This window comes from Arminella tubonensis (assembly GCF_003240585.1).
GTDB lineage: Bacteria > Pseudomonadota > Alphaproteobacteria > Rhizobiales > Rhizobiaceae > Rhizobium > Rhizobium tubonense.
This window is the reverse complement of record NZ_PCDP01000038.1, coordinates 277,812-303,789: the sequence shown is the minus strand read 5'-3', so window position 1 is coordinate 303,789 and position 25,978 is coordinate 277,812. Positions and strand designations below refer to the sequence as shown.

The following is a 25,978-nucleotide window of genomic DNA, read 5'->3' as shown; positions in this document are numbered from 1 at the left end:
CCGTTGGGGCGAAGGAGAAACGGGGGGCTTGCAAAATCTCTTTTTCGGGTGTCAGAGTCCGCGCTATGGTATCAAAGCGACTTTCACGGCTCGAGGGCCATCGCCGCAAATTCATGGCGGTGATTGACGGAACACCCGAATGCCAGCGTGCCGTGCACTATGCCGGCCGGCGGGCTAAGAATTCCAATGGCGGTCTCGTCCTTCTCTATGTCATTCCCGACGGCGACTTCCAGCAGTGGCTCGGTGTCGAGGAGATCATGCGAGCCGAAGCAATGGAGGAGGCGCAGGCCGTCGTTGCAAAATCCGCGCAGATCGTTCGCGAGACGATCGGTATCGATCCGGAAATCGTGATTCGCGAAGGCGCAGTCGCCGAGCAGATCAATGCCGTCATCGAGGAAGACCGAGACGTGGCGCTTCTGGTTCTGGCAGCAGGCTCTGCCAAGGAAGGCCCCGGACCGCTCGTGTCCTCCGTCGCCGGTCGCAGCGCCGCATTTCCGATTCCCGTGACGATATTGCCCGACTCACTGACCAACGAGGAAATCGACGCGCTGAGCTGAGTATATCTTGCCACGATCGGCGGTTTTCTTGAGTGCGATGCTCTTGAATGCGCCGTCGAATGGGCCTATTTTCTTTTGAAGAGTTCTAAAGACGGTGTCGAGGCGTTTTTCGCCCGCCGCATGGAGATGACGATGTTCATACAGACCGAAGCCACGCCGAACCCGGCGACGCTGAAATTCCTCCCCGGCAAGGTCGTCATGGAGAACGGCACCGCGGATTTTCGTAGTGCGGACGATGCGGAAATCTCCCCATTGGCATCCAGAATCTTCGATATCCCCGGCGTCAGCGGTGTCTATTTCGGCTATGATTTCATTTCGGTGTCCAAGGAAGACCAGGAATGGCAGCATCTGAAGCCTGCTATCCTCGGTTCGATCATGGAGCACTTCATGTCTGGCAAGCCGGTAATGAGCAGCCCTTCGTCGACCGAAGAGACCGATATCGACGGTGAGTTCTTCGATGCCGGCGATGAGTCGATCGTGCTGACCATCAAGGAACTGCTGGAGACCCGCGTTCGCCCCGCCGTTGCCCAGGACGGTGGTGACATCACCTTCCGCGGCTTCAAGGATGGCAAGGTCTACCTGAACATGAAGGGCTCGTGCGCCGGTTGCCCGTCCTCGACAGCGACGCTGAAGCATGGCGTGCAGAACCTGCTCCGCCACTTCGTTCCTGAAGTGCTGGAAGTCGAAGCCGTCTGATTTCGGCCCGCTTGGAATCATGATATGATCGTATTGGCGCTCGACACGGCTGGTGTGGATTGCGCTGCCGCAGTCTATGACAGCGGCACTGATTCTGTGCTTGGGGAGGTCACGGAAACGATCGGACGTGGGCACGCGGAGCTTCTGATGGCGATCATCGATCGCGCGCTGGTAAAGGCCGGCGTCGCCCTGCAATCCGTCGATCGCATTGCCGTATCCATCGGTCCGGGATCGTTCACCGGCATTCGCGTCGGCGTCGCGGCCGCGCGCGGCTTCGCCCTTTCTCTCGGCATTCCGGCTGTCGGTGTCACGACGCTTCAGGTTCTTGCCGCGGCTCATCATCAAGCCAATCCCGGACGACCGTTGCTCGTGGCGATGGATGCCAAGCGCGGCGAAGTCTATTTGCAGCGTTTCGATGAGCGCGGGCATGCGGCTGGCGAACCGGTAGCCGTGACCGTTGAGAAGGCACAGGCAATTGCCTCTGGCTTTAAAGGCGATATCGTCGGTTCAGGCGCTTCGTTGCTGACCGGGCAATCGACCGAGAATTCCGGCGACCGGTTCCCGATTGCCGTTATTGCCAAGCTCGGCGCCCTCGCGGGCATCGGCGAAAAGCCGAAACCACTTTATTTACGCGGACCTGATGTCAGGCCGCAGGCGGGATTTGCGGTTGCCCTGAAATGACGATGCTGGAAGCCTACCTGTCGCTGAAGCCCGAATTCGAAATTGTCGCGATGGAGTCGCGCGATTGTGCCGAGGTTTCGGTTCTGCACGGTGAACGGTTCGCAAAGGGCTGGGGCGCGGGCGAATTTCACAGCCTGCTGTCCCAGGAGACTGTGTTCGGCTTCGTTGCCCGTCAGACCAACGCGATCCTGAGGAAGCCGCTGCCGGGCTTTGTACTGGCGCGCCATGTGGCGGGAGAGGCTGAGATCCTGGCGATCGCCGTACATCCAAAGCTCGGCCGTACCGGTCTCGGCTGGCGGCTGATGCAGGCAGCGATGCGCGAAGCCCACGCACGCGGCGGCGAGACCATGTTTCTCGAGGTCGATGGCGGCAATCAGGCGGCACTTGGCCTCTACCGCAAGCTCGGCTTCGAGAAGGTTGGCGAACGCCAAGCCTACTATGTCGACGAAAAGGGCCAGAAGTCGACGGCGCTTGTCATGCGCCGCGTTCTTCGTTAGTCCCTATTCGGAACGAAGCTTGAAGACCGCATTCCATGACAGATATCGCTAAATCGCTCGAGGAACTTTGCGCTGAACGCGGCATGCGCATGACCGATCAGCGTCGAGTCATTGCGAAGATCATCGAAGAGTCTGAGGATCACCCTGACGTCGAGGAGCTTCACCGCCGCTCCGTCAAGGTCGACGGCAAGATCTCCATTTCGACGGTCTATCGGACGGTGAAGCTCTTCGAGGATGCCGGCATCATTGCCCGCCATGATTTTCGCGACGGCCGCTCCCGCTACGAGACCGTGCCCGAAGAGCATCACGACCATCTGATCGATCTGAAGACCGGCACGGTGATCGAGTTCCGCTCGGCGGAAATCGAGGCGCTGCAGGAGCGCATCGCCCGCGAGCACGGGTTCAAGCTGGTTGATCATCGCCTTGAACTCTATGGCGTGCCGCTGAAGAAAGACGAGCGCTGAGATCATGGCGCCGTTTCGGGAGCAAAGCACTTGATGACCTGGCTGCGCCTCGGCTGTGCCGCCGTCGTCATTGCTCTCGCCAGCCTCGTGCTCCTGCCTCTCCAATGCCTCTGCCTCTATTTCGACTGGCGGCCGCGACGCTACCTCCCACGCATCTGGCATCGTATCGTCTGCTACTGGTTCGGCATACGCATCCGCGTCCATGGCAGGCTGGAGGATCGGCGGCCGTTGATGCTCGCGTCGAACCATTCCTCATGGATGGACATCCTGGTTCTGTCGGCGGTTGCCGACGTCGCCTTCATCGCCAAATCCGAGGTCAAGAGCTGGCCGATCTTCGGGCAATTTGCCCGGCTGCAGAAGAGCGTCTTCATCGAGCGCGAGCAAAAGCGCAAGACCGGGGATCAGGTAAACGAAATCGCCGATCGCATGGCCGGCGGCGAGATCATGGTCCTGTTTCCTGAGGGCACGACCTCGGATGGCAATCGTCTTCTGGACGTCAAGTCGTCGCTCTTCGGTGCCGCCGCCGCCGCCTTGCCTCAGGCTCCGGACGGTATCGTCTATGTCCAGCCGGTCGCTGTCGCCTATACCGGCGTCTACGGCGTCCCCATGGGACGCTACTATCGCCCGCTCGCCGCCTGGCCTGGAGATATCGAGCTGTTGCCGCACCTGAAGGACATCCTCGCCGTCGGGGCGATCGACGTCGACGTCTGCTTCGGCGAGGCAGTCGAATACCGCACCGACACCAACCGCAAGCAGGTCAGCGCCGAGGTCGCAGGGCGTATCCGCACGATGCTCATGGACAGGCTCCTCGGCCGCCCAGTCACATAGTCGAAAGATTTCGATTTTCTCTACTGCAAAAAGCCACTAAATAGCGGCCATGATAAAGGACAGCGCAATTACTATCGCCCCGGAGACGAAACTCCGCGATGGCTCAAGCAGCCGCCCCAACAGTCGCAAGGTCTTCATCAAGACCTATGGCTGCCAGATGAACGTCTATGACTCGATCCGCATGAGCGATGCGCTTGCCGGCGACGGCTATGAGCAGACCGAGGACATGGAGGAAGCAGATCTCGTCCTCCTCAACACCTGTCACATTCGCGAGAAGGCAGCCGAGAAGGTCTATTCGGCGCTGGGGCGTCTGCGCGACATGAAGAAGCGCAAGGCTGCCGATGGGCGCGAGATGATGATCGGTGTGACCGGCTGCGTGGCGCAGGCCGAGGGCGAGGAAATCCTGCGCAGGGCACCCGCAGTAGATGTCGTCATCGGACCGCAGACCTATCACCGGCTGCCGGAGGCGCTGCGCCGTGCCCAACAGGGCCAGCGTGTCGTCGATACGGAATATGCCATCGAGGACAAGTTCGAGCATCTGCCGAGTGCCGAGAAATCGAAGATCAAGGCGCGCGGGGTCACGGCCTTTCTGACGGTTCAGGAAGGGTGCGACAAATTCTGTACCTTCTGCGTGGTTCCCTACACGCGTGGCTCCGAAGTCTCGCGTTCCGTCGCGCAGATTGTCGACGAGGCACTGAAACTAGTGGACGGAGGCGTGAGGGAGATCACGCTTCTCGGCCAGAACGTCAACGCGTGGCACGGCAAGGGTCCGCGCGGTGAGGAATGGAGCCTCGGCGACCTCCTCTATCGGCTGGCCGAAATTCCGGGACTGGCTCGCCTGCGCTACACCACCAGCCATCCGCGCGACATGGACGATAGGCTGATCGGTGCCCATCGCGACCTGAGAACGCTGATGCCCTATCTGCATCTGCCGGTCCAGTCGGGTTCGAACCGAATTCTGAAGGCAATGAACCGACGCCATACGACGGCAGAATACCTCGCCCTGATCGCCAAGATCCGCGCTGCTCGCCCGGATATCGCCCTTTCGGGTGACTTCATTGTCGGCTTCCCGGGGGAGACAGACCAGGATTTTGAGGATACACTCAGGCTCGTGGAAGATGTGGCTTACGCCCAGGCCTTCTCGTTTAAATATTCAACGCGTCCGGGCACGCCCGGTGCAGAGTTGAAAGACCAGGTGCCGGAAGAAATCAAAGCGCAACGGCTGGAACGATTGCAGGCTCTGCTCTTGAAGCAGCAGCATGAATTCGCGGAAACATGCGTCGGCAAAGTCGTCGATGTGTTGCTTGAAAAGCCCGGTCGCATGCCGGGACAGATCATCGGACGTTCTCCCTGGCTTCAATCAGTGAATGTTGATGCAAAAGCATCGCAAATCGGTGACATTATAAACGTACGAATCACCGGAACCAGCACGAACAGCCTTTTCGGCGAAGTGGTGCAGGTTTCAGATACGCAAAGGAGCTCGACCGCTTGAACGGACAAGAATTGGTTTCCTCTTCATCGCGCCAGCCCCGCATCGCAAGCGACGCCAATCACTTCGTCCTGACGTTCGAGAACAATAGGTTCGCCAGCGAACTATTCGGACAGTTCGACCAGAACCTGAAACTTCTCGAGGAGCGGCTGAACATCGACGCTCGCGCCAGGGGCAATTCCGTCGTCATCACCGGCGACGTGTCGGCCACCAATCAGGCTCGCCGCACCCTCGATTATCTCTATGACAAACTCCAGAAGGGCGGCAGCGTGGAACAATCCGACGTCGAAGGTGCAATCCGCATGGCGGTGGCCGCCGACGATCAGCTCACCCTTCCCACCATGGAGAAAAAAGCCAAATTGACGATGGCGCAGGTTTCCACCCGCAAGAAGACCATCATTGCCCGGACGCCGACGCAGGACGCCTATCTCAGGGCCCTTGAGCGCGCCGAGCTCGTCTTTGGCGTCGGCCCCGCCGGCACGGGCAAGACCTATCTTGCAGTCGCGCACGCAGCGCAGTTGCTCGAGCGCGGCGCCGTCGACAAGATCATCCTGACGCGCCCGGCCGTCGAAGCCGGCGAGCGCCTCGGCTTTCTGCCCGGCGACCTGAAGGAAAAGGTCGACCCCTATCTCCGGCCGCTCTATGACGCGCTCTATGACATGATGCCCGGCGACAAGGTCGAGCGGGCCATGACTGCCGGCGTCATCGAAATTGCGCCGCTTGCCTTCATGCGCGGCCGGACGCTGGCCAATGCCGCTATCATTCTCGACGAGGCGCAGAACACCACGTCGATGCAGATGAAGATGTTCCTGACACGTCTCGGCGAGAATTCGCGGATGATCATCACCGGGGACCCCAGCCAGATCGATCTGCCGCGCGGCGTAAAATCCGGCCTGGTGGAGGCGCTGCAGCTTTTGAACAACGTCGAGGGCATCTCCATCATCCGCTTCAAGGATAGCGACATCGTCCGCCATCCGCTTGTCGCCCGCATCGTCAGGGCCTATGACGCGACCTATGCCAATGGCGAAGATGGCGATCGTCAGAACTGATGCCTGAACCGGATAAAATCGCCGAGCTGGACATCCAGATCGGCATCGAGGAGGGCGAGTGGCCCTCTGAGGAAGTCCTTCAGGCATTTGCGGAGCGTGTTCTCGGCGCTGCCGCCTCGTACTTGCACGTGAAGGCTGGCCAGCCTTTCCCCAAGATGCCGACGGAAGTATCGCTGGTTTTCACCGATGACGCCTCGATCCGCGAAATCAACGCGGAGTGGCGCGACCAGGACAAGCCGACCAACGTGCTCTCCTTCCCCGCGTTTCCGCTGAAGCCGGGTGGTATGCCCGGGCCGATGCTCGGCGATATTGTGATTGCCCGGGAGACAGTCGAGCGCGAAGCGGTCGACCTCGGCAAGAGCTTCGACGACCATCTGACCCATCTGATGGTCCATGGTTTCTTGCATCTGTTCGGCTACGACCATATGAATATTGCAGAAGCCGAAATTATGGAGGGGTTTGAGACTCGCATTTTGGCGAGCCTTGGCCTATCTGATCCCTATGCGGGTCAAGACCCGGTTTGATTAGGAACCATGAGCGACTTTACAACGAAGCCGGCCGCCGAGGCCAAAGACGGAGCAGATGCTTCCTCGTCCGACGACGGGGGCAGTAGTAACGGCAGGCAGGGAGCACGATCCCAGTCTTCCTTCTGGTCACGTGCGGCGCGTATTCTGCGCCCGGCCCAGGGCTCGCGCATTCGCGAGGATCTCGCCGACGCTTTGATGACGAATTCGGCTGATGATGATGCATTCTCGCCGGACGAGCGGGCGATGCTGCACAATATCTTGCGTTTCCGCGAGGTTCGCGTTGCCGACGTCATGGTCCCGCGAGCCGACATCGAGGCTGTCGACCAGAGCATCACCATTGGCGAGCTGATGATCCTTTTCGAGGAATCCGGCCGTTCGCGCATGCCTGTCTATTGCGACACGCTGGATGATCCGCGCGGCATGGTACATATCCGCGATCTGCTGTCATTTGTAGCCAAGCAAGCCCGAAACAAACGAAAGGCCGGCGCCAAGCCGACGGCTGCTTCCCTCCAGGCCGCAGCGGTTACAGCCGAAAAGGCTGAAAAGGCACCGCGCTCGGCCAAGCCGAATTTCGATCTCAGCCGCGTCGATCTGCAAAAGTCCGTGGCGGAAGCCGGCATCATCCGCAAGATACTCTTCGTGCCGCCGTCGATGCTGGCGTCCGACCTGTTGCGGCGCATGCAGGTCAACCGCACGCAGATGGCACTGGTCATCGACGAATATGGCGGCACCGACGGGTTGGCCTCGCACGAGGATATCGTCGAGATGGTGGTCGGCGATATCGACGACGAGCATGACGACGAGGAGGTCATGTTCAAGCGTGTCTCGGAGGACATGTTTGTTGCCGACGCACGCGTCGAACTGGAGGAAATCGCCGAGGCTATCGGCCCCGATTTCGATATCGCCGAGCAGGTCGACGAGGTCGACACGCTGGGCGGCCTGATCTTCGCGGCTCTCGGCCGGATTCCGGTGCGCGGCGAGCTGGTGCAAGCGCTTCCCGGCTTCGAATTTCACATTCTCGACGCCGATCCGCGCCGTATCAAGCGCGTCCGTATCACCCGCAAGCGCCATCCCGCGCGTCGACGTTCTACGAAGGGCGACGGCGAAGGCAATGTTCCGGACCGCGATCTGCCTCCACTCGACAATCTCCCCAGGGAACCCGGCGTCGATCTCAACACAGCAGGGTGATTGGCGAGCCTTTCCGCGCTCTGGCGCAGGACAAGTCGCCGCTTTTTTGAAAGACTGCGCTTCAGTTGATTCGCAAGTCTTTTGAAGGAGTGCGCCTATGGAATGGCTTGCGGGCAGGGTTATCCTGGTCTGGGGTTTCAAGCGCGCATTGCTGGCCATTCTTGCAGGAGCGATAGGTGTCTTGGCCCTTCCGCCCTTCGGCTTCTTCGCAGCAATGTTCATCTCCTTCACGCTGCTTGTCTGGTTGATTGACGGCGCGGCCGCCGCGCCGGACAGTGGATTGCTCGGAAGGCTGTGGCCGGCCTTCGCCACCGGCTGGCTTTTCGGCTTTGGCTATTTCGTCGCCGGGCTTTGGTGGGTGGGGCACGCCCTGCTTGTCGACGCTGATCAGTTTGCCTGGGCCCTGCCGTTGGCGATCCTGGGCCTCCCAGCTGGTCTTGCGATTTTTTATGGGTTGGCGGCAGCACTTGCCCGCCTCGTCTGGTCCGACGGCATGGGGCGCATCGCCGCGCTGGCGTTGGGGTTCGGTCTCCTGGAGTGGTTGCGCACATTCATCTTTACCGGCTTTCCCTGGAATGCGATCGGCTACGGCATGATGCCCACCCCGCTGATGATGCAATCGGCGCATCTGATCGGAATGCTTGGTGTAACGGCGCTGGCGGTTTTCGTCTTCGCCGCGCCGGCCTTGCTTGGCACCCGGCAGGGAGCCGTTCCGGGCATTGGGCTTGCCGTCATCCTTTTCGCCGCCCATCTTGGCTATGGCTACTACGCGCTACATCAGCCGGAGCCGCCTTTTGCACCCGATAGAAAGGCGCCAGTCGTCCGGGTCGTCCAGCCGGCGATCGATCAGGAGGCGAAACAGGACACGGACGCAGACCGCTCGGCGATTTTCGAGAAGCATCTCGCGCTTTCCGTCCAGCCGCCGAAGGATGGTGGCAAGCGGCCCGATATCATCGTCTGGCCGGAAACCTCGATCCCCTTCATCCTCACCGACAACCAGGACGCGCTGACCCGCATCGCCGATGTGCTCGATGACGATCAGATCCTGATCGCCGGTGCCGTGCGGTCCGAGGACATGGGGCCAGGTTCGCCGCCGCGCTATTACAACTCGGTATATGTCATCGATGGCCGCGGCCAGATCATCGGCGCGTCCGACAAGGTGCATCTCGTCCCCTTTGGCGAGTATGTCCCCTTCGAAGGCATTCTCAAAAATCTCGGCATCCAGAACGTCGTCGAGATGCCGGGCGGCTTTTCGGCATCGGCCACGCGCTCGCTGCTGACGTTGCCGAGCGGCATCAGACTTTATCCATTGATTTGCTACGAGATCATTTTTCCGAGCGAGATGACTGCGGACATCTACAAGGCAGACGCCATTCTGAACGTTACGAATGATGCATGGTTCGGCGATACGCCTGGTCCCTATCAGCACCTGCAGCAGGCGCGCGTAAGAGCGGTCGAATATGGGCTTCCCTTGATTCGTAGTGCTAATTCAGGGATATCTGTTATTGCTGACGCTCACGGACGTGTGATTTCGGGAATCGACTTAAATGCGCAAGGGTATTTTGACGCCACTCTGAGTAGTGCAACCAGGTCGGATATCGACGACAGGGTACGAAAAATGTACTTCTGGTTGATCATAGGGGGGGTAGCGTTGATCGCTCTGATTTCACGCATGGGTTTTATTTCGAGGGTCAATTGACCAAAAACCCCTAAAATTGCATAGTGGTCCAAGCCGAGCTCGATAACGTAAGATAGAGGGCAGGCGAACGTTACTACAACGTGGCGTTATAAACGGGGATGGTTCGCGGCACCGGGCAACAGGACCAGAATTCAACCTTTTGTTAGGGCTATATGATGATTGAAAATAAAAAGAAGCCAAACCCGATCGACATACACGTCGGCAGCCGTATCCGTCTGCGACGCACGATGCTGGGAATGAGTCAGGAAAAGCTGGGGGAGAGCCTTGGCATCACATTCCAGCAGATTCAGAAGTATGAAAAGGGCACCAACCGCGTTGGCGCCAGCCGTCTTCAGAACATTTCCACAATTCTGAACGTTCCGGTTTCCTTCTTCTTTGAAGATGCTCCAGGCGAACACTCGACTTCTCCCAATGGTATGGCTGAAGCCTCGAGCTCGAATTATGTCGTCGACTTTCTGTCCTCCTCGGAAGGTCTTCAGCTCAACCGCGCCTTCGTGAAGATTTCGGACAGCAAGGTCCGTCGCAAGGTCGTGGAATTGGTCAAGGCATTGGCTGCCGAAGCCGACGCCGAATAAGTCAACAACTTGCAGCAAAAAAAAAAGGCGGTCGATTCGGCCGCCTTTTGTGTGTTTTCTGCAATATTTTACCCTCTTCGAAGGGATATAAAGATATATTTATGTCCTTCTGCGACTTGTTTTCCGCCCTCGAACTGAATAACACATACGGAGATTTATTCTTTGAGGGGAATCCCACATGCGCGCGAATTACCTGTTCACAAGCGAGTCTGTTGCCGAAGGCCACCCGGACAAGGTTTGTGATCGCATCTCGGACGAAATCGTCGATCTGGTCTACCGTGAAGCGGCAAAGACCGGCGTCAATCCTTGGGGAGTGCGCATTGCCTGCGAAACCCTGGCGACGACCAATCGCGTAATCATCGCCGGCGAAGTCCGCCTGCCGCCGAGCCTGATGAAAAAGGACAAGGACGGCAAGGACGTTATCAACCCCTCGAAGTTCAAGGCTGCCGCTCGCCGCGCCATTCGCGACATCGGCTATGAGCAGGACGGCTTTCACTGGAAGAAGGCCCGCATCGACGTGCTGCTGCATTCGCAGTCGGCGGATATCGCCCAGGGCGTCGACAACGCGTCCGATCAGCAGGGTGACGAAGGCGCCGGCGACCAGGGCATCATGTTCGGCTATGCCTGCCGCGAAACCCCTGATCTGATGCCGGCACCGATCTATTATTCACACCGCATCCTTCATCTGCTGGCAACCGCCCGCAAGAAGGGCGAGGGCGACGTGGCCAAGCTCGGCCCGGACGCGAAGAGCCAGGTGACTGTGCGCTACATCGACGGCAAGCCGGCCGAAGTGACCTCCATCGTCCTGTCGACCCAGCATCTCGACGACAGCTGGGATTCCGCCAAGGTCCGCTCTGTGGTTGAACCCTACATCCGCGAGGCGATTGGCGAACTCAAAATCGCCGACGATTGCAACTGGTACATCAACCCGACCGGCAAGTTCGTAATCGGCGGACCTGATGGCGACGCGGGGCTGACTGGCCGCAAGATCATCGTCGACACTTACGGCGGCTCTGCTCCGCACGGCGGCGGCGCTTTTTCCGGCAAGGACACCACCAAGGTCGACCGTTCGGCAGCCTATGCCGCGCGCTACCTCGCAAAGAACGTCGTTGCAGCAGGCCTTGCCGATCGCTGCACGATCCAGATTGCCTATGCCATCGGCATCGCACAGCCGCTTTCAGTCTATGTCGACCTCCACGGCACCGGCAAGGTCACGGAAGACCAGGTCGAGGCCGCGATCCGCAAGAGCATGGACCTCTCCCCATCCGGCATCCGCCGACATCTCGACCTGAACAAGCCGATTTATGCCAAGACCTCAGCCTACGGCCATTTCGGCCGCAAGGCGGGCCGCGACGGCTCGTTCTCCTGGGAGCGCACGGATCTCGTCAAGGCGCTCAAGGAAGCCATAAAGGCCTGAGACTTCGATGATCGATACGGAACGCCGGACGCGGGCGACGGAAGCTTTCTATGGCCGACGCAAGGGGAAACCCCTGCGCGGCCTGCAGGCCGATAGGCTCGAAACGCTGCTGCCGGAGTTCCTCATCGATCTTGCGAGCAAACCGCCGCAGCCGTTGAACGCCCTTTTTCCGGTGCAGACGGAAAATCTGCGCCTGGAAATAGGTTTTGGCGGCGGCGAGCATCTCATTCATCGTGCCGTGGAAACCCAGACGACCGGCTTCATCGGCGTCGAACCCTTCGTCAATTCCATGCAGAAGCTCCTGGCACATGTCGAGGAAGCCGGAGCGCGCAACGTTCGCGTCTACAACGACGATGCGACGCAGTTGCTGGATTGGCTGCCGGACGGATGTCTCGACCAGATCGACCTGCTCTATCCGGATCCATGGCCCAAGAAGAAGCACTGGAAGCGCCGTTTCGTGTCGAAGGTAAACCTCGACCGCTTCCATCGTGTGCTGAAGCCCGGCGCGCTGTTCTGCTTCGCCTCGGATATCGACACCTATGTGAACTGGACGCTGCAGCACTGCCGCGACCACGGCGGCTTTGCCTGGACGGCAAGGAATGCTTCCGATTGGCTGACACCCTACGCAGGCTGGCCGAGCACGCGCTACGAGGCAAAAGCCAAGCGTGAGGGCCGGTCGTCGGCCTATCTCACCTTTCGGCGGGTTTGATCCCGCCGGCGTTTTTTCGTGAAAAGCTTAGTGCAGGCTTACTGTCTTCAACTCGTCTTCGGCCGCCTTGTAAAAGGTGCTGGATCGGTTGTCGGTCAGAAGTATCGGCGTGCCGTCGGCGGCAAACAGAGCCCAGAGGTCAACAGTCGGGTCGATCTCCGGCGCTTCTGGGAAGCAGCGCGAGACCTCTTCGGAGCCCATTTTCCTGATATAAGCGACCTCACCGCTGCCCAGGTGGGCGAGTTCGGTTTGGGTCAGGTGAGACGTGACTTCTCTTAAAAGCATTTCCGTTCCTCCCATACGCGGGACCTGCGGCAATGATGCCGTTGTCTTACTGTGAGACCGAAATGTTAATTTTCTTTACCATTCGCTCGGGCTCCGGTCGAATGAGGTCGACTGAGAGGAGGCCGTTCTTGAGAGATGCACCCAGCACCTGCATGCCATCCGCCAATACGAATACCCGTTGGAACTGGCGAGCCGCGATGCCGCGGTAGAGATAGTCACGCTCTTCATGTTCGCTCTGCCGGCCGCGGATGATCAACTGGCCTTCCTCCGTGGTGACGTCGAGGTCTTCATCGGAAAATCCAGCCACGGCAAGCGTGATGCGCAGACGCTCGGGATCGCCGGAAAGCCGGTCGGCGCGCAGGCGTTCTATGTTGTAAGGGGGATATCCGTCGTTGCCCTTGGAAATTCGCTCAAGCGTCTTTTCCATGGCATCGAAGCCCAGAAGAAGCGGGCTGGCAAAAGGTGTAATCCGGCTCATGGTCAAGTCCTTGGCATCAAGCGACCCTTCCGAACCTGATTTTCAGCATTCGGATATTACTAATATGGGTGCTGGCGAAGGGGAGCGCAAGAAGCGAAGGCTTTCACCTCGCAGAAACGTCGAAGACCGGAACGTTTCCTTGGCGAGCAACGTTGCGTTTTTGAAAGGTGCACCCGGCGCCTGCTTGACAAAGCCCAAGGCCACCCGCATCAAATCAGCACAAGGGCAACATCGACAGATTTGCCGCCGAGACCCACCTGAGCGCGCCTACCCATCGAGCAAATTTTAAGCAGGGGTGCTGACGGCTGCCCTTCGAACACGGACGGAAAGAGCATAATGGCCGAACCAAGAAAAATCATTATCGACACCGATCCCGGTCAGGACGATGCGGCTGCAATCATGCTTGCCTTCGGCAGCAGGACGGAACTGGAAGTGCTCGGGATCACCACGGTCGCCGGCAATGTGCCGCTGTCGCTGACCAGTCGCAACGCCCGCATCATCTGCGAGATCTGCGACCGTCGCGACATCAAGGTTTTCGCCGGCGCCGACAGGCCCATCTCTCGCAAGCTGGTTACCGCCGAGCACGTGCACGGCAAAACTGGCCTTGATGGTCCTGTCGTGGACGCGCCGACGATGGCGCTGCAGGAGACGCACGCGGTCGACTTCATCATCGAGACGTTGCGCCGGGAGCCTGCAGGTGCCGTCACGCTCTGCACGCTCGGTCCGCTCACCAACATCGCCCTTGCTTTCCGCAAGGCGCCTGATGTCGTCTCGCGCGTTCGCGAGCTGGTGATGATGGGCGGCGGCTTTTTCGAGGGTGGCAACATCACGCCGGCGGCCGAGTTCAACATCTATGTCGATCCGGAGGCGGCCGACGTCATTTTCCGCGCCGGCGTACCGATCGTCATGATGCCGCTCGATGTCACCCATCAGCTTTTGACCCGCAAGGACAGGGTGAAGCGTATCGCGGAGATCGGCACGGCACCCGCCAAGGCGATGGTCGAGATGCTCGAGTTCTTCGAGCGCTTCGACGTCGACAAATACGGCTCCGACGGCGGACCGCTGCACGACCCGACCGTTATCGCCTACCTGCTGAAGCCGGAGTTGTTTCAGGGCCGCGATTGCAATGTCGAGATCGAGGTGCAGTCGGAGCTGACGGTCGGCATGACGGTCGTCGACTGGTGGCACGTGACCGATCGCAAGCGCAATGCCAAGGTGATGCGCCACGTCGACGCCGACGGGTTCTTCGAGCTTTTGGCCGAGCGTTTCGCGCGGATCTAAGCCTGTCTAAGGGGTCGCATCATGGACAGGCGGATGCGATGAGCGGCATCGATCAGCTTCTTCAATTGGCGATAGAGGATAATATTGCCTGGTGCAGCGCCGTTTGCGCTGCCCACGGGTCGAATGAAATTGTTTCATCCGGTGCCTGGACCAACCTTAGTTCCTCTCCACAGTTTTACCCGAACATAATAACCCGTGTACCCAATTCGCAGACGGAGGTCTGCGGGCTTATCGAGCGCGTCCGTGCGCGCAATCCTCTCAAAGGCTGGGGTATCAAAGATAGCTTTTGCGACCTGACGCTCACTCATTTGGGATTTGAACCAATCCTAAAGGGTCACTGGTTCGGCGGCACTCTGGCACAGGGGGCAGCATTTCCGGAAAATCATTGGAAAAAAGTAGCCTCCCGCGATGAGTTGCTGCTTTGGGAAGTAGCTTGGGGCGGTGATCAGGAGAAGCGCATTTTCACCGACGCCCTCTTGTCGGACCAGCGGATCGAATTTTGGTACATGCGCCCAGGCGATACAATAGAGGCGGGCTTCATATCCTTTCGCTCCAGGCAATCTGTAGGGCTATCCAATTGGTTTTCCCTGAATGAGCAGTTCAGCGTTCGGACGGCCGCAATGGAGGTCCTTGGTCGCCGCCATCCTGGCTTGCCGGTTGTCTTCTGGTCGTCTGAAAATGATCTGGAGCACGAGAAGGCTACCGCCCTTCAGCTCGCACCGCTCCAAGTCTGGGTCTCAAAGAGCTGATTCAAAGCCCGCAATTGTCAGCAGCGCAGATGCGGGCAGACACGCCGTCATAATAAAAGCCGCCGGAGCGATCCGGCGGCCTTTTGTCATTCATCGCCGATGGCTCAGAATTCTTCCCACTCGTCGCGCGCAAGTGCCGATGTGCCCCGGCTCTGCGGCTGTGGCTTGCGGGCGGGCGTCGCGACAGGCGCGGTTGGCGCCGCGCGTCGAGCGGCCGGTGCGCGCATCTGCTGGGCCGTGGCACGCAGCGCCGACGAGGCGCTGTGAGTGTGTTGCGCCTGGTGGCCGGAAATGCGGAAGCGGGCGACCAGTGCTTTCAGGGTCTGCGCTTCGTCGTTGAGGGCAACGCTGGCGGCGGTGGTCTCTTCCACCATCGCGGCATTCTGCTGCGTCACCTGGTCCATCTGGTTCATCGCCGAGTTGATCTCCTTCAGCCCGATCGCCTGTTCGCTTGCAGATGCCGAAATCTGGCGGATGAGACCGTTGATCTCGACAACCTGTTCGGCAATCTTGTGTAGCGCGCCACCGGCGCGGCCGACGAGATCGACGCCCTCCTTGACCTGTCCCGCCGAGGTGTTGATCAAGGTCTTGATCTCCTTGGCGGCGTTGGCCGAGCGTTGCGCCAGTTCGCGCACTTCCTGCGCGACGACGGCAAAGCCCTTGCCGGCTTCACCGGCACGGGCGGCTTCGACGCCGGCATTGAGGGCTAGCAGGTTGGTCTGGAAGGCGATCTCGTCGATGACGCCGATGATGCGCGAGACTTCCGTCGAGGATTGCTCGATGCCTTGCATCGAGGCGATGGCCTTCTGGACGATCTCCCCGGATTTGCCGGCATCCTCTGAAGCGGCATTGACGCTGCCAGCCGCGGTGCGGGCGTTCTCGGCGCTGGAGTTCACCTGCGCCGTCAGCTCGTTCAACGCGGCGGCGGTCTCTTCCAGGCTGGCTGCCTGCTGCTCGGTGCGGCGGGCAAGGTCGGATGCGCTGGTGCTGATCTCGCCCGTGCCATTGCCGATATTGCCGACACTGAGGTTCATCGTCTGGATGGTCTCTTCAAGGCTCGTCAGGGCCGCGTTGAAGTCCTCCTTCAACTTGGCATATTCACCCGGGAATTCATCGGCGATGCGGTGCCCGAGATTGCCCTGAGACAGTTCGGCGAGGCTGTTGCCGAGGATCGAAACGATCCGGCGCTGCATGCTGATGGAATCGCTGCGCTCAGTCTCTGAGCGGCTGCGTTCGTTTTCGGCGGCATGTCGCTGCTCGTGAGCCTCGGCCTCCAGCCTGCGCGTATCGGCAAGCGCAAACCGAAACCCTTCGAGGGCCTTGGCGACAGAGCCGATTTCGTCGGCGCGGTCTTGGCCTCCGACCGGTTCCCCGTACTGACCGGCGCTGAGACCATTGACGCTGGCGACAAGGCCGCCGAGCGGCTTCTGGACAAAGGTGCGAACAGCGAAGTAAAGCGCGATCATCACGGCTGCGAGCACGATCAGGCCGCCGGCGATCATCATATAGGTCTGGTCCCGAACCGGCCCTGCGACAGCGCTGTGCGGCACGTCGACCAGAACGCCCCAGGTAGCGTTGAGACCCGGAACGGCGAACGGATATACAACCCGGTCGAACGGCTCGCTGGTCTCCTCGCCGAGATCCTTGACGATGCTTGGCGTCGCCGAGGCCAGCGCCGACTTCACCACATCGGCGCCGGTGTCCTGGTAGTCCTTCATCAGGAGCTTGGCGTCGGAGGAAACGAGCCACTTTCCACTCTGCGAGACCAGCATCACACGGCCGGTGCCGAAGGGGTGGAGCTTCTGCAGTTTGTCGGAAAGCGAGGCGAGCGATATGTCGACGCCGGCAACGCCAAGGAGCTTGCCGCCCGACATGACGGGATAGGCGATCGAACTCATGGTTGTCGGAACTTCGGTGCCCTCAGCCATGTAAGGGGCTGTGATCGCGCCTTTGCCTGATGTCGCGGCGAGCGTCCACCATTCGGCGGTATAGTCGTTGTTGAAGGTCGAGAACTGGATGCCGCCGTCCTTTGTCTTCGACCAGTAGGGCGTAAACGCGCCCTTGTCGTTGACGGCTTCGTCCTTGTTGTTGGCAAGCTCCATCGTCTTGCCGTCGAAGGCGCCGAGCTGTTCGCAGAACCAGCTGCCGAAGGCGAACGCGTTCTGTTCGAGGTTGGCCTTGAGGATGTTGGTGATGCCCTTGCGGTCGAGGTTGTGTCCCTCGTGGGCACGGCCAATGATACCGGCCATCGAACGCGCAGCACTTGCCAGTTCGCCGATATTGGCCGCGACTTCATTCGAGATGGATTTGGCTTCGCTATTGGCCTGATCCATCGTCAGCGTCTGGACCCTGTCGCGGGTCTGCGCAATCAACAGAAAGTTCGAGACGAACAGCACGAGCGCAATGGCAATGCCGGTGACCAGTATGAGCTTGGCCGCAAGCGACTTCGTACGAAAGATGGACATCATTTCCTCAAGAGAACGATGCGTCGGATGAACATTCTCCGCAAGCAAGGTCGGCACAGGATGACCCCTTCATGGGGTCGCCGGGGAATGCCGCAGCCAGAAAATTCAAGCGCGGCAGGTCCCCGAACAGTGGCCCAGAAGCGCAAAAAAAGGATTAATCAGTATTGATTAAAATACCATGGAAACGAAGGGGTTTGGCGATTCGACCAGATGCGTCAACTTCTGTTCGAACCGCGACCTCTTGGGCGCCTAGATGTGCAGGGCGACATCGTTTGCAACAGGTATCGATGGCTGCGCACCCGCCTTGAGGCAGGCCAGAGAGCCCGCGACCGCCGCCCGGCGCAGCGCCGTCTCAAAATCAAGGCCCTGATCGAGGCTGGCGGCGAAATAGCCGCAGAACGTATCGCCGGCGCCGACGGTATCGACGGGCTCGATCACCAGGCCCTTGGCGCGCGAAAGCACATTGTCTCTGATAGCGATGACGCCGTCGCCGCCGAGCGTGACGATCAGTGTCTGCCCGGTCTCTGCGTGCAGGCGCTTCAGAGCTGCCTCGCGATCTTCGTTCGTCATCCCGTCCTGGCCAGCCAGGCGTTCGAATTCGGTCTCGTTGGCGATGACGATATCGGCAAGACGACCGAGCCGCGGCGCCTCCGGAACAAGCGGGGCGAGATTGAGGATCGTCGCGATGCCCTTGAGCTTGGCCGCATTCAACGCCTTCTCGACGGCCTCGACCGGGATTTCCAGCTGCAGCATCAATATGTCGCTTGGGGTGAGGGCGCCGACCGCGGCGACTGCATCCTCGGCCGTCATGGTGCCGTTGGCGCCGGGAACGACGGCGATCATGTTCTCTCCGTCGCCGCCGACGAGTATAAGCGCCGTGCCGGTCGGTTCCGCCACCCGCTTGACCTCTGAGAGATCGGTTCCGGCCGCATCGAGGAGCGCCAGCGCCGGCTCGGCAAAACCGTCATTGCCGACGGCACCAGTCATGCGGACCTTCGATCCGGCACGACGGGCTGCAAGCGCCTGATTGGCTCCCTTGCCGCCGGCAGCAGTCGAAAATCCATTGCCAGCAACTGTTTCGCCGGGTTTTGGCAGGCGCTCGGTCGTGGCGATGAGGTCCATGTTGATGGAGCCGAAAACTGTGATCATGAAGGTGGTCCCGCCCTGTCTTGATAGGCACTGTGATTTGGCGCGACACTGCCCGAAGCAGTCAGTCCTCGTCAACCACCCTCAGCTTGAGAAGGCCGGTACGGCTCTCGACAGTTCGCGGCATCTCGTCGGTTGCAATAGCCGGTTTGTCGCCGGCAGCTTCGAATTCGAGCGCCTCGATCCTCTGCCCGCGCCGGGCAAGCTTGTCGGCGGAGGTAACGATCATGTCGACATCCTTCTGCGCGCTTAGGAAATGTCCCTGCAGCTTGCGCACCCGTTCGTCGAGACGTGAGAGATCATCCATCAAATGCGCCACTTCGCCCTGGATCAGATGCGCCTGTTCGCGCATCCGCTGGTCCTTGAGAACCGACTGGATCACCTGGATCGACAGCATCAGCAGTGACGGCGAGACGATGACGATCCGAGCCCTGTGAGCCCTCTGCACGATCGCCTCGAAATTCTCGTGGATCTCGGCAAAGATCGATTCCGAAGGTACGAACAGGAATGCGGTTTCCTGCGTCTCGCCCTGGATCAGATATTTCTCGGAGATGTCCTTGATATGCACTTCCATGTCGCGGCGAAACTGCTGCGCTGCGATCTTGGCTTGCTCCGGGTTGCCAGCGGCGCGGATTGCATTCCAGGCCTCCAGCGGAAATTTGGCGTCGATTACAAGCGGCGGCAGGCCATTCGGCATCCTGATCGTGCAATCGGGCCGTGAACCGTTGGTAAGCGTTTGCTGGAAGGTGTAGGCGCCCATCGGCAGTCCGTCGGCAACGATGGTCTCCATGCGCGACTGGCCGAATGCCCCACGCGTCTGCTTGTTGGAAAGAATGGCCTGAAGTCCGACGACATCCTTGGCCAGCGACTGGATGTTCGTCTGCGCCGCATCGATCACCGCCAGCCGTTCCTGCAGCCGTCTGAGGTTTTCGTGCGTGGCTTTTCCCTGCTCATGGATCGTGCTGCTGACCCGCTGCGACATGCCGTCGAGCCGCTGGTTGACCGCCTGATTGAATTCCGATTGCCGTGATCCGAAGACTTCGGCAATCGTCGCCAGCCGTCCCTGCATTTCCGATTGGACCCGCAACAGCTCCGCCATGCTGCGCTCGGCGTCGGCGGCTTTGAGCGCTTCCTCTTCGGCCCGCCCTCGCGATCTGCCATTTTGCATGACGATCAGCGCTATCATTGCAACGACGACAGCCGCACCAATGAGCAGAGCCATGGTTGAAATCGGTTGGCCAAAGAGAATAATGAGGTTGCTATCGGAATGAGTCATTGGGTTCATTGCCGGAGCATAGCAAAATGCCAAACAATATCCAGATCAAAACGTGAACAAATTTTAAGCCGCGATGCTGCCTCCAAAAATCGTGATTTTGGCGCATGTTGATAATTCCCTCCCAAACAAAGATGGGTTAAGGGAAACTTTATGACGATCAAGCCTCTCATCATTTTGCCCGATCCGCTGCTCCGGCAGGTTTCCAAGCCCATCGAACGTGTCGACGCCGAGACCAAGCGCCTCGCGCAGGATATGCTCGACACCATGTATGACGCGCCGGGCATCGGCCTTGCTGCAGTCCAGATCGGCGTCGAGCGCCGGATGCTGGTGATCGACGTTTCGCGAGAGGACGAGGAACGGACGCCGCTGGTCTTCATCAACCCGGAAATCCTCTCCTCCTCCGACGATCGATCGGTCTATGAAGAAGGCTGCCTGTCCATTCCGGACTACTACGCTGAGGTGGAACGCCCGGCGCAGGTCACGGTCAAATACATCGATCGGGATGGCAAGGACCAGATGATCGATGCCGAGGGCCTGCTCGCAACCTGCCTCCAGCACGAAATAGACCATCTCAACGGCGTCCTCTTCATCGACCATATATCGCGGCTGAAGCGCGAGATGGTGATCAAGAAGTTCACCAAAGCGGCGAAGGCGAAGGTCCTTTAGGACTGATTGCAAATGGCCGCGTGAGCGCTTATGATATCGTTGATATCAAATGGAGGCGATCATGGGCGATCTTTTGCTCCGCGGCATCGACGATGCCTTAAAAACTCGATTGCAGGAAAATGCGCGTCTGAACGGCCGCAGCCTTTCCGACGAGGCGATCGAGCAATTGCGCAAGGCTCTGGTGAACGAAAGCGAGTCTACCGAGACAGCGGGAAAGCGATTGCGCGCCGTTCTGGGCAATGAGAGATTTGAGGATGCGGAAATCGATGCGATCGCCGCATTTCGCCATCAGCCCGATCGCGCACCGCCTCGGTTCGAGTGATGATCGTTCTCGATACGAACGTCATATCCGAGCTGGAAGGTCGTACGCATAGCGAAAAGCTTTTGACGTGGCTTGATGGCTATGAGCTCGAAGCACTTTTTCTGACAACCATCGCCATCGCAGAGATTCGGTATGGTCTGGCACGATTGCCGGAGGGCAGGCGGCGCGCTCAACTGGTCTCGACCTTCGATCGCATCGAATCCCAGTTTGAAGGTCGTATTCTTGGGTTTTCTCTTGGCGCAGCTCATCGTTATGGCGCGCTTTGTGCCGAGAGAGAGAAACGGGGCCACGTAGTGGAGACCAAGGACGCCATGATCGCCGCCATCTGTCTCAGCCATGGCGCGACTCTGGCCACGCGGAATACAAAAGACTTCGAGGGGCTTGATCTCAAGCTGATAAACCCGTTTGAAGACGGTTGAACAGAACCGACGGACGATCGAATGTCTCTGAGCATCATATTCATGGGAACGCCTGAGTTCTCCGTGCCAACCTTGCGCTCGCTCGTCGACGCGGGACACAGGATCGTCGCGGTCTATACCCAGCCGCCAAGGCCGGGCGGGCGTCGCGGGCTGGACCTGCAGAAGTCGCCGGTCCATCAGGCGGCCGAGCTTCTGGGCCTGCCGGTCCTAGCACCGGTCAATTTCAAGGATCCGGAAGATCGACGACGGTTCCGCGAGTTCAAGGCCGACGTTGCGGTCGTCGTTGCCTATGGCTTGCTGTTGCCGCAGGAAATTCTCGATGGCACGGCGCTTGGCTGCTACAACGGCCACGCCTCGCTCCTGCCGCGCTGGCGGGGTGCCGCCCCGATCCAGCGGGCGATCATGGCCGGTGACAAGAAGACCGGCATGATGGTGATGAAGATGGACAAGGGTCTGGACACTGGCCCCGTCGCTCTCACCCGTGAAGTCGAGATCGGCGAGACGATGACGTCAGGAGAGCTGCACGACAGGCTGATGCATGTTGGCGCCAAGGCCATGGCCGAGGCGATGGTGAAACTGGAGATGAACGAGCTGCCGCTGACGCCGCAGCCGGCCGACGGCGCCGTCTACGCGGCAAAGATCGACAAGAGCGAGACCCGGATCGATTTCGACAAGCCGGCGGTAGATGTCCACAATCACATCCGCGGCCTCTCACCGTTTCCCGGCGCCTGGTTCGAGATGGAGATTGCGGGGAAACTGGAGCGCATCAAGGTGCTCGGTTCGGAGCTTGCCGAAGGTGCGGGCATTGCGGGGGAAGTGTTGACTAACGAGCTCGTCATCGCCTGCCAGACCGGCGCGGTGCGGCTGGTCAAACTGCAGAAGGCCGGCGCCAAACCGCTGGTGGCTGCTGATTTCCTGCGTGGTACGCCGATCGCAACCGGCACGAGGCTCGCCTGATGCCGCGATACCGCATGACGGTCGAATATGACGGTACGCCCTATGTCGGCTGGCAGCGCCAGCAGAACGGACATTCCGTCCAGGCGGCGATCGAAGCCGCGATCCTGTCGTTGACGCGCGAGACGGTTCTCGTCCGCGGCGCCGGCCGCACGGACAGCGGCGTCCACGCCATGGGGCAGGTGGTTCACGCAGACCTGTCGAGGCAGTGGGAGCCGAATACGCTGCGAAATGCCCTCAACGCCTATCTGGGGCAGGCTCGCGAAAGCGTCTCGATCATCGATGCCGCGGAGGTCGACGAACGTTTCGACGCGCGCTTCTCAGCCCATCGCCGCCATTACCTTTACCGCATCATCAGCCGCAAGGCGCCGTTGGCGCTGGAGGCGCATCGGGCGTGGTGGGTGTCGAAGCCGCTCGACCACGAAGCCATGCATGCAGCAGCCCAAACGCTTGTCGGCTACCATGATTTCACGACCTTTCGCTCGATCCATTGCCAGGCCAACAGTCCGCTCAGAACACTCGATCGTCTTGATGTGACCCGCAGCGGCAATCTGATCGAGATCCGCGCAACGGCGCAAAGCTTCCTCCACAATCAGATCCGTTCCTTCGCTGGGACGTTGAAGATGGTTGGCGAAGGCAAATGGGCGGTCGAGGACGTACGTGCGGCTCTCGACGCGCGCGACCGCAAGGCCTGCGGTCCGGTCGCGCCGCCGGAAGGGCTCTACTTCATGCAGGTGGATTATCCCGATGATCCCAATGCGATGCGCATCAGGCAAAGCGAGCAGCAAAGGCGTCTATCGGATCAGGAACCCGGCGGATAGATGTCGAGAAACCGCTGCAGGAAATCCGACAGCACCATCGAAGGCACCAGCAGCACCAGCGTCAGGGCCGCGACGAACAGGGGATGCGCGCCGCAGATCATTCTGAGAATGCGGGCAAGTGCGAAGATCAGCGCCAGCATCAGCGCGAACCAGAGTATCGCGGTCAGCCCGGCAGAGCCTGGAACGAAGGCGATGAGCGCGATTAACAGGGCGTTCATATAGGCGAGTGGAATTCCCAGCCAGTTTACGGCCACGACGATCGGCGCAAATTTGTCGCCTATCTTGAAGACGAGCAGCAACAGCCCGGCGAGGATTAGCGGCACCAGCCAGTTTGCAGCTTCGACCAGCCCGAGCCGCAGGAAGAAGGCCAGGCCTACGGAAGTCTGAGGCGGCATCTCCGACAGATAGGCCTGCTGCCACCAGAGCCAGGAAATACCGATCGGCGGCACGCACCAGAGGATCGCCCAGAAGGAACGTGTGACGCCGCGATCGGAAATGTCGAGATAGTGGAACCCGCGCTGGTCCATGCGGATCAGCAGCCATAGGCCGGCCAGATAGTATTGGACTTCCTTAAACGTCGGCATTCGCAAACCAGCGTTCGATGAAGGCTTCGTAGATTGCGGTCAACGTCTCGAGATCGGCAAGCGCGACGCTTTCGTCGATCATATGCATCGTCTGGCCGACAAGACCGAACTCGACGACCGGGCAATGATCCTTGATGAACCGTGCGTCGGAGGTGCCGCCCGTCGTGGAAAGTTCGGGAGCGCGTCCGGTAACGGTTTCGATGGCCGATGAAAGCGATGCAATCAGCTCGTTGTTGCGCGTCAGGAAAACAGGGCTCACCCGCGCTCCCCAGGCCACGTCGTATTTCGTAGGCGCCCGGCCGGGACGCAACGCCTGGCTCGATGAAGCCCTGTCCAGTCGGGCCACGATCTCGGCCTTCAGCGTCTCGGCAGTCCATGTGTCATTGAAGCGGATATTGAAGCTTGCCGTCGCCTTCGCCGGAATAACGTTGCCGGCGCCGTTGCCGACGTCGATTGTGGTGACTTCCAGGTTCGACGGCTGAAAACTGGCTGTGCCGTTGTCGAATGGCGGGTCCAGCAGCGCCTGTGTCAACGCCACGATGCTACGCACCGGATTGTCGGCGAGATGCGGATAGGCGACGTGGCCCTGCACGCCTTGGACGGTAATCGTCCCGGAAAGCGAACCACGCCGCCCGATCTTGATCATGTCTCCAAGCTGGTTGGGATTGGTCGGTTCGCCAACGACGCATGCGTCCCAGCGCTCCCCCTTTTCGACGGCCCATTCCAGGAGTTTGACAGTACCGTTGATCGACGGACCCTCCTCATCGCCGGTGATCAGGAAGGATACGGATCCGTTCGGTGCGCCGCGCTTGGCGATGTAGCGGGCGATCGCGGCTGCAAAGCAAGCGATGCCGCCTTTCATGTCCACTGCTCCGCGGCCGAACAATTGCCCGTCGGCGATATCGGCGGCAAACGGCGGATGGCTCCATGACGTCTCGTCGCCGACTGGAACAACGTCCGTATGGCCGGCAAACATCAGATGAGGGCCGTCTTTCCCGAGCCGGGCATAGAGGTTTTCGACGTCAGGTGTGCCGGGCTCGCTCGCGCTCATCCGATCGACCTCGAAGCCCAGCGGCAACAGCATCGCCGTCAGCGCGGACAGCGCACCGCCTTCTGCCGGCGTGACGGAAGGGCATCGGATCAGGGTCTGGAGGTTGGCGACGGGATCGGTTGCGGTCATGACGTGCGATTTATCCGGCGGGAAATGGCAAAGCGATGGCAAAAATGAAAATGCTTTCAGAAATCCGGGCGCCCCGGTGAGCCGGAGCGCCTTTGCTGATCAGCTGATCAGTCGCGAAGGAGCTCGTTGATACCGGTCTTAGAGCGCGTCTGCGCGTCGACGCGCTTGACGATGACGGCGCAGTAGAGGCTGGGCTTCGGCTGGCCGTTGGCCATCGTACCGGCCGCAGGCAGTGAGCCGGCAACGACGACGGAATAAGGCGGCACTTCGCCATAGGTGATTTCGCCGGTGGCACGATCGACGATCTTGGTCGACTTGCCGATGAACACGCCCATGCCGAGGACCGAGCCTTCGCGGACGATGCAGCCCTCGACCACCTCGGAGCGGGCGCCGATGAAGCAATTGTCCTCGATGATCGTCGGGCCCGCCTGCATAGGTTCCAGAACACCGCCGATACCGACGCCGCCCGAAAGATGCACATGCTTGCCGATCTGCGCGCAGGAGCCGACGGTTGCCCACGCATCGACCATCGTGCCCTCGCCGACATAGGCGCCGAGATTGACGAAGGACGGCATCAGGATTGCGCTCGGAGCGATATAGGCGGAGTGGCGCACGATGCAGTTCGGCACGGCGCGGATGCCGGCTTCGCGGAAGCGATTTTCGCCCCAGCCCTCGAACTTCGACGGAACCTTGTCCCACCAGACCGAGCCGCCTGAACCACCCTCGATGATCTTCATGTCGTTCAGGCGGAAGGAAAGCAACACTGCCTTCTTGAGCCACTGGTTGACCTTCCAGTTGCCGTCGCTGCCGCGCTCGGCAACGCGTGCCTTGCCGCCGTCGAGCAGGTTCAGCGCGGTTTCCACCGCATCGCGAACCTCGCCGCGGGTCGACAAGTTCACATTGTCGCGATCGTCGAAAGCGGCTTCGATGGTCTTTTCAAGCGAGGCAAGGTCGGTGGCGCTCATGAGAATTCCTT

The 25,978-nt window shown here is 60.1% G+C and carries 29 protein-coding genes; 21 read left to right on the top strand and 8 right to left on the bottom strand.

Annotation, left to right across the window (positions count from 1 at the left end):
• Positions 1-65 precede the first annotated feature (65 nt).
• The 14 genes from CPY51_RS18940 to trmB all read left to right on the top strand — a co-directional run bounded on the left by CPY51_RS18940 (position 66) and on the right by trmB (position 12,376).
• Positions 66-557 carry a universal stress protein gene (locus CPY51_RS18940; RefSeq protein ID WP_111161775.1) on the top strand — a complete coding sequence of 164 codons (492 nt, stop codon included), beginning with the start codon at positions 66-68 and terminating at the stop codon, positions 555-557.
• Between the two features lie 132 nt (positions 558-689).
• A complete protein-coding gene (locus CPY51_RS18935; protein ID WP_111161774.1) occupies positions 690-1,253 on the top strand; it encodes a NifU family protein in 564 nt (187 codons plus the stop codon).
• 24 nt (positions 1,254-1,277) lie between these two features.
• The gene (tsaB, locus tag CPY51_RS18930; RefSeq protein WP_111161773.1) at positions 1,278-1,934 is read left to right on the top strand and encodes a tRNA (adenosine(37)-N6)-threonylcarbamoyltransferase complex dimerization subunit type 1 TsaB; all 657 of its coding nucleotides are present in this window, start codon (positions 1,278-1,280) and stop codon (positions 1,932-1,934) included.
• Positions 1,931-2,431: a GNAT family N-acetyltransferase gene (locus CPY51_RS18925; protein WP_244598719.1), complete on the top strand. Its 501-nt coding sequence runs from the start codon at positions 1,931-1,933 to the stop codon at positions 2,429-2,431. The genes tsaB and CPY51_RS18925 overlap by 4 nt, the downstream gene beginning before the upstream one ends.
• A 35-nt stretch (positions 2,432-2,466) precedes the next feature.
• Positions 2,467-2,895: a Fur family transcriptional regulator gene (locus tag CPY51_RS18920; RefSeq protein ID WP_111161771.1), complete on the top strand. Its 429-nt coding sequence runs from the start codon at positions 2,467-2,469 to the stop codon at positions 2,893-2,895.
• Positions 2,896-2,925: 30 nt separating this feature from the next.
• Entirely contained in the window at positions 2,926-3,723 is a 798-nt protein-coding gene (olsA, locus tag CPY51_RS18915) for a lyso-ornithine lipid O-acyltransferase (RefSeq protein ID WP_111161770.1), read from the top strand.
• A gap of 49 nt (positions 3,724-3,772) precedes the next feature.
• A complete protein-coding gene (miaB, locus tag CPY51_RS18910) occupies positions 3,773-5,215 on the top strand; it encodes a tRNA (N6-isopentenyl adenosine(37)-C2)-methylthiotransferase MiaB (protein ID WP_111161769.1) in 1,443 nt (480 codons plus the stop codon).
• Positions 5,212-6,261: a PhoH family protein gene (locus CPY51_RS18905; RefSeq protein ID WP_111161768.1), complete on the top strand. Its 1,050-nt coding sequence runs from the start codon at positions 5,212-5,214 to the stop codon at positions 6,259-6,261. The genes miaB and CPY51_RS18905 overlap by 4 nt, the downstream gene beginning before the upstream one ends.
• 17 nt (positions 6,262-6,278) lie before the next feature.
• Positions 6,279-6,785, top strand: a complete 507-nt coding sequence (ybeY, locus tag CPY51_RS18900; RefSeq protein ID WP_111161945.1) for an rRNA maturation RNase YbeY — start codon at positions 6,279-6,281, stop codon at positions 6,783-6,785.
• A gap of 9 nt (positions 6,786-6,794) precedes the next feature.
• Positions 6,795-7,976: a hemolysin family protein gene (locus CPY51_RS18895; RefSeq protein ID WP_111161767.1), complete on the top strand. Its 1,182-nt coding sequence runs from the start codon at positions 6,795-6,797 to the stop codon at positions 7,974-7,976.
• Positions 7,977-8,073: 97 nt separating this feature from the next.
• A complete protein-coding gene (gene lnt, locus CPY51_RS18890; protein ID WP_111161766.1) occupies positions 8,074-9,675 on the top strand; it encodes an apolipoprotein N-acyltransferase in 1,602 nt (533 codons plus the stop codon).
• Between the two features lie 155 nt (positions 9,676-9,830).
• Entirely contained in the window at positions 9,831-10,250 is a 420-nt protein-coding gene (locus tag CPY51_RS18885; RefSeq protein WP_111161944.1) for a helix-turn-helix domain-containing protein, read from the top strand.
• A 178-nt stretch (positions 10,251-10,428) separates the two neighbouring features.
• Positions 10,429-11,667, top strand: a complete 1,239-nt coding sequence (metK, locus tag CPY51_RS18880) for a methionine adenosyltransferase (RefSeq protein WP_111161765.1) — start codon at positions 10,429-10,431, stop codon at positions 11,665-11,667.
• Between the two features lie 7 nt (positions 11,668-11,674).
• Positions 11,675-12,376 (top strand): tRNA (guanine(46)-N(7))-methyltransferase TrmB, encoded by a 702-nt coding sequence (gene trmB, locus CPY51_RS18875; protein ID WP_111161764.1) that lies wholly within the window; start codon positions 11,675-11,677, stop codon positions 12,374-12,376.
• 27 nt (positions 12,377-12,403) lie between these two features.
• On the opposite strand, the gene CPY51_RS18870 is transcribed toward trmB, so the two are convergent.
• Entirely contained in the window at positions 12,404-12,661 is a 258-nt protein-coding gene (locus CPY51_RS18870) for a BQ00720 family protein (protein WP_111161763.1), read from the bottom strand.
• Positions 12,662-12,707: 46 nt separating this feature from the next.
• Positions 12,708-13,139, bottom strand: a complete 432-nt coding sequence (locus CPY51_RS18865; protein WP_111161762.1) for an Hsp20 family protein — start codon at positions 13,137-13,139, stop codon at positions 12,708-12,710.
• Between the two features lie 336 nt (positions 13,140-13,475).
• Here CPY51_RS18865 and CPY51_RS18860 point away from each other — a divergent pair, with 336 nt between their 5' ends.
• On the top strand, positions 13,476-14,420 hold the full coding sequence (locus tag CPY51_RS18860) for a nucleoside hydrolase (RefSeq protein ID WP_111161761.1): 945 nt from the start codon (positions 13,476-13,478) through the stop codon (positions 14,418-14,420).
• Positions 14,421-14,458: 38 nt separating this feature from the next.
• On the top strand, positions 14,459-15,169 hold the full coding sequence (locus CPY51_RS18855; protein ID WP_111161760.1) for a hypothetical protein: 711 nt from the start codon (positions 14,459-14,461) through the stop codon (positions 15,167-15,169).
• 104 nt (positions 15,170-15,273) lie between these two features.
• Here CPY51_RS18855 and CPY51_RS18850 read toward each other — a convergent pair whose 3' ends face one another.
• From CPY51_RS18850 to CPY51_RS18840, 3 genes are all read right to left on the bottom strand, one after another.
• Entirely contained in the window at positions 15,274-17,634 is a 2,361-nt protein-coding gene (locus tag CPY51_RS18850) for a methyl-accepting chemotaxis protein (protein WP_111161943.1), read from the bottom strand.
• A gap of 249 nt (positions 17,635-17,883) precedes the next feature.
• A complete protein-coding gene (locus CPY51_RS18845; protein WP_111161759.1) occupies positions 17,884-18,783 on the bottom strand; it encodes a ribokinase in 900 nt (299 codons plus the stop codon).
• Positions 18,784-18,844: 61 nt separating this feature from the next.
• A complete protein-coding gene (locus CPY51_RS18840; RefSeq protein WP_420820718.1) occupies positions 18,845-20,002 on the bottom strand; it encodes a DNA recombination protein RmuC in 1,158 nt (385 codons plus the stop codon).
• A gap of 204 nt (positions 20,003-20,206) precedes the next feature.
• On the opposite strand from CPY51_RS18840, the gene def reads away from it, so the two are divergent.
• From def to truA, 5 genes are all read left to right on the top strand, one after another.
• Positions 20,207-20,722 carry a peptide deformylase gene (def, locus tag CPY51_RS18835; protein ID WP_111161757.1) on the top strand — a complete coding sequence of 172 codons (516 nt, stop codon included), beginning with the start codon at positions 20,207-20,209 and terminating at the stop codon, positions 20,720-20,722.
• A 61-nt stretch (positions 20,723-20,783) separates the two neighbouring features.
• Entirely contained in the window at positions 20,784-21,044 is a 261-nt protein-coding gene (locus tag CPY51_RS18830) for a FitA-like ribbon-helix-helix domain-containing protein (RefSeq protein ID WP_111161942.1), read from the top strand.
• On the top strand, positions 21,044-21,463 hold the full coding sequence (locus CPY51_RS18825; protein ID WP_111161756.1) for a type II toxin-antitoxin system VapC family toxin: 420 nt from the start codon (positions 21,044-21,046) through the stop codon (positions 21,461-21,463). Before CPY51_RS18830 ends, CPY51_RS18825 begins: the two co-directional genes overlap by 1 nt.
• Before the next feature lie 21 nt (positions 21,464-21,484).
• On the top strand, positions 21,485-22,420 hold the full coding sequence (gene fmt, locus CPY51_RS18820; protein WP_111161755.1) for a methionyl-tRNA formyltransferase: 936 nt from the start codon (positions 21,485-21,487) through the stop codon (positions 22,418-22,420).
• Complete coding sequence (gene truA, locus CPY51_RS18815; protein ID WP_111161754.1) at positions 22,420-23,238, top strand: tRNA pseudouridine(38-40) synthase TruA; 819 nt, start codon at positions 22,420-22,422, stop codon at positions 23,236-23,238. Before fmt ends, truA begins: the two co-directional genes overlap by 1 nt.
• Here truA and CPY51_RS18810 read toward each other — a convergent pair.
• The 3 genes from CPY51_RS18810 to dapD all read right to left on the bottom strand — a co-directional run bounded on the left by CPY51_RS18810 (position 23,220) and on the right by dapD (position 25,967).
• The gene (locus tag CPY51_RS18810; protein ID WP_111161753.1) at positions 23,220-23,822 is read right to left on the bottom strand and encodes a hypothetical protein; all 603 of its coding nucleotides are present in this window, start codon (positions 23,820-23,822) and stop codon (positions 23,220-23,222) included. The two genes, truA and CPY51_RS18810, sit on opposite strands and share 19 nt — an antisense overlap.
• The gene (gene dapE, locus CPY51_RS18805) at positions 23,809-25,002 is read right to left on the bottom strand and encodes a succinyl-diaminopimelate desuccinylase (protein ID WP_111161752.1); all 1,194 of its coding nucleotides are present in this window, start codon (positions 25,000-25,002) and stop codon (positions 23,809-23,811) included. The genes CPY51_RS18810 and dapE overlap by 14 nt, the downstream gene beginning before the upstream one ends.
• A gap of 107 nt (positions 25,003-25,109) precedes the next feature.
• Complete coding sequence (dapD, locus tag CPY51_RS18800) at positions 25,110-25,967, bottom strand: 2,3,4,5-tetrahydropyridine-2,6-dicarboxylate N-succinyltransferase (RefSeq protein WP_111161751.1); 858 nt, start codon at positions 25,965-25,967, stop codon at positions 25,110-25,112.
• Positions 25,968-25,978: the final 11 nt, after the last annotated feature.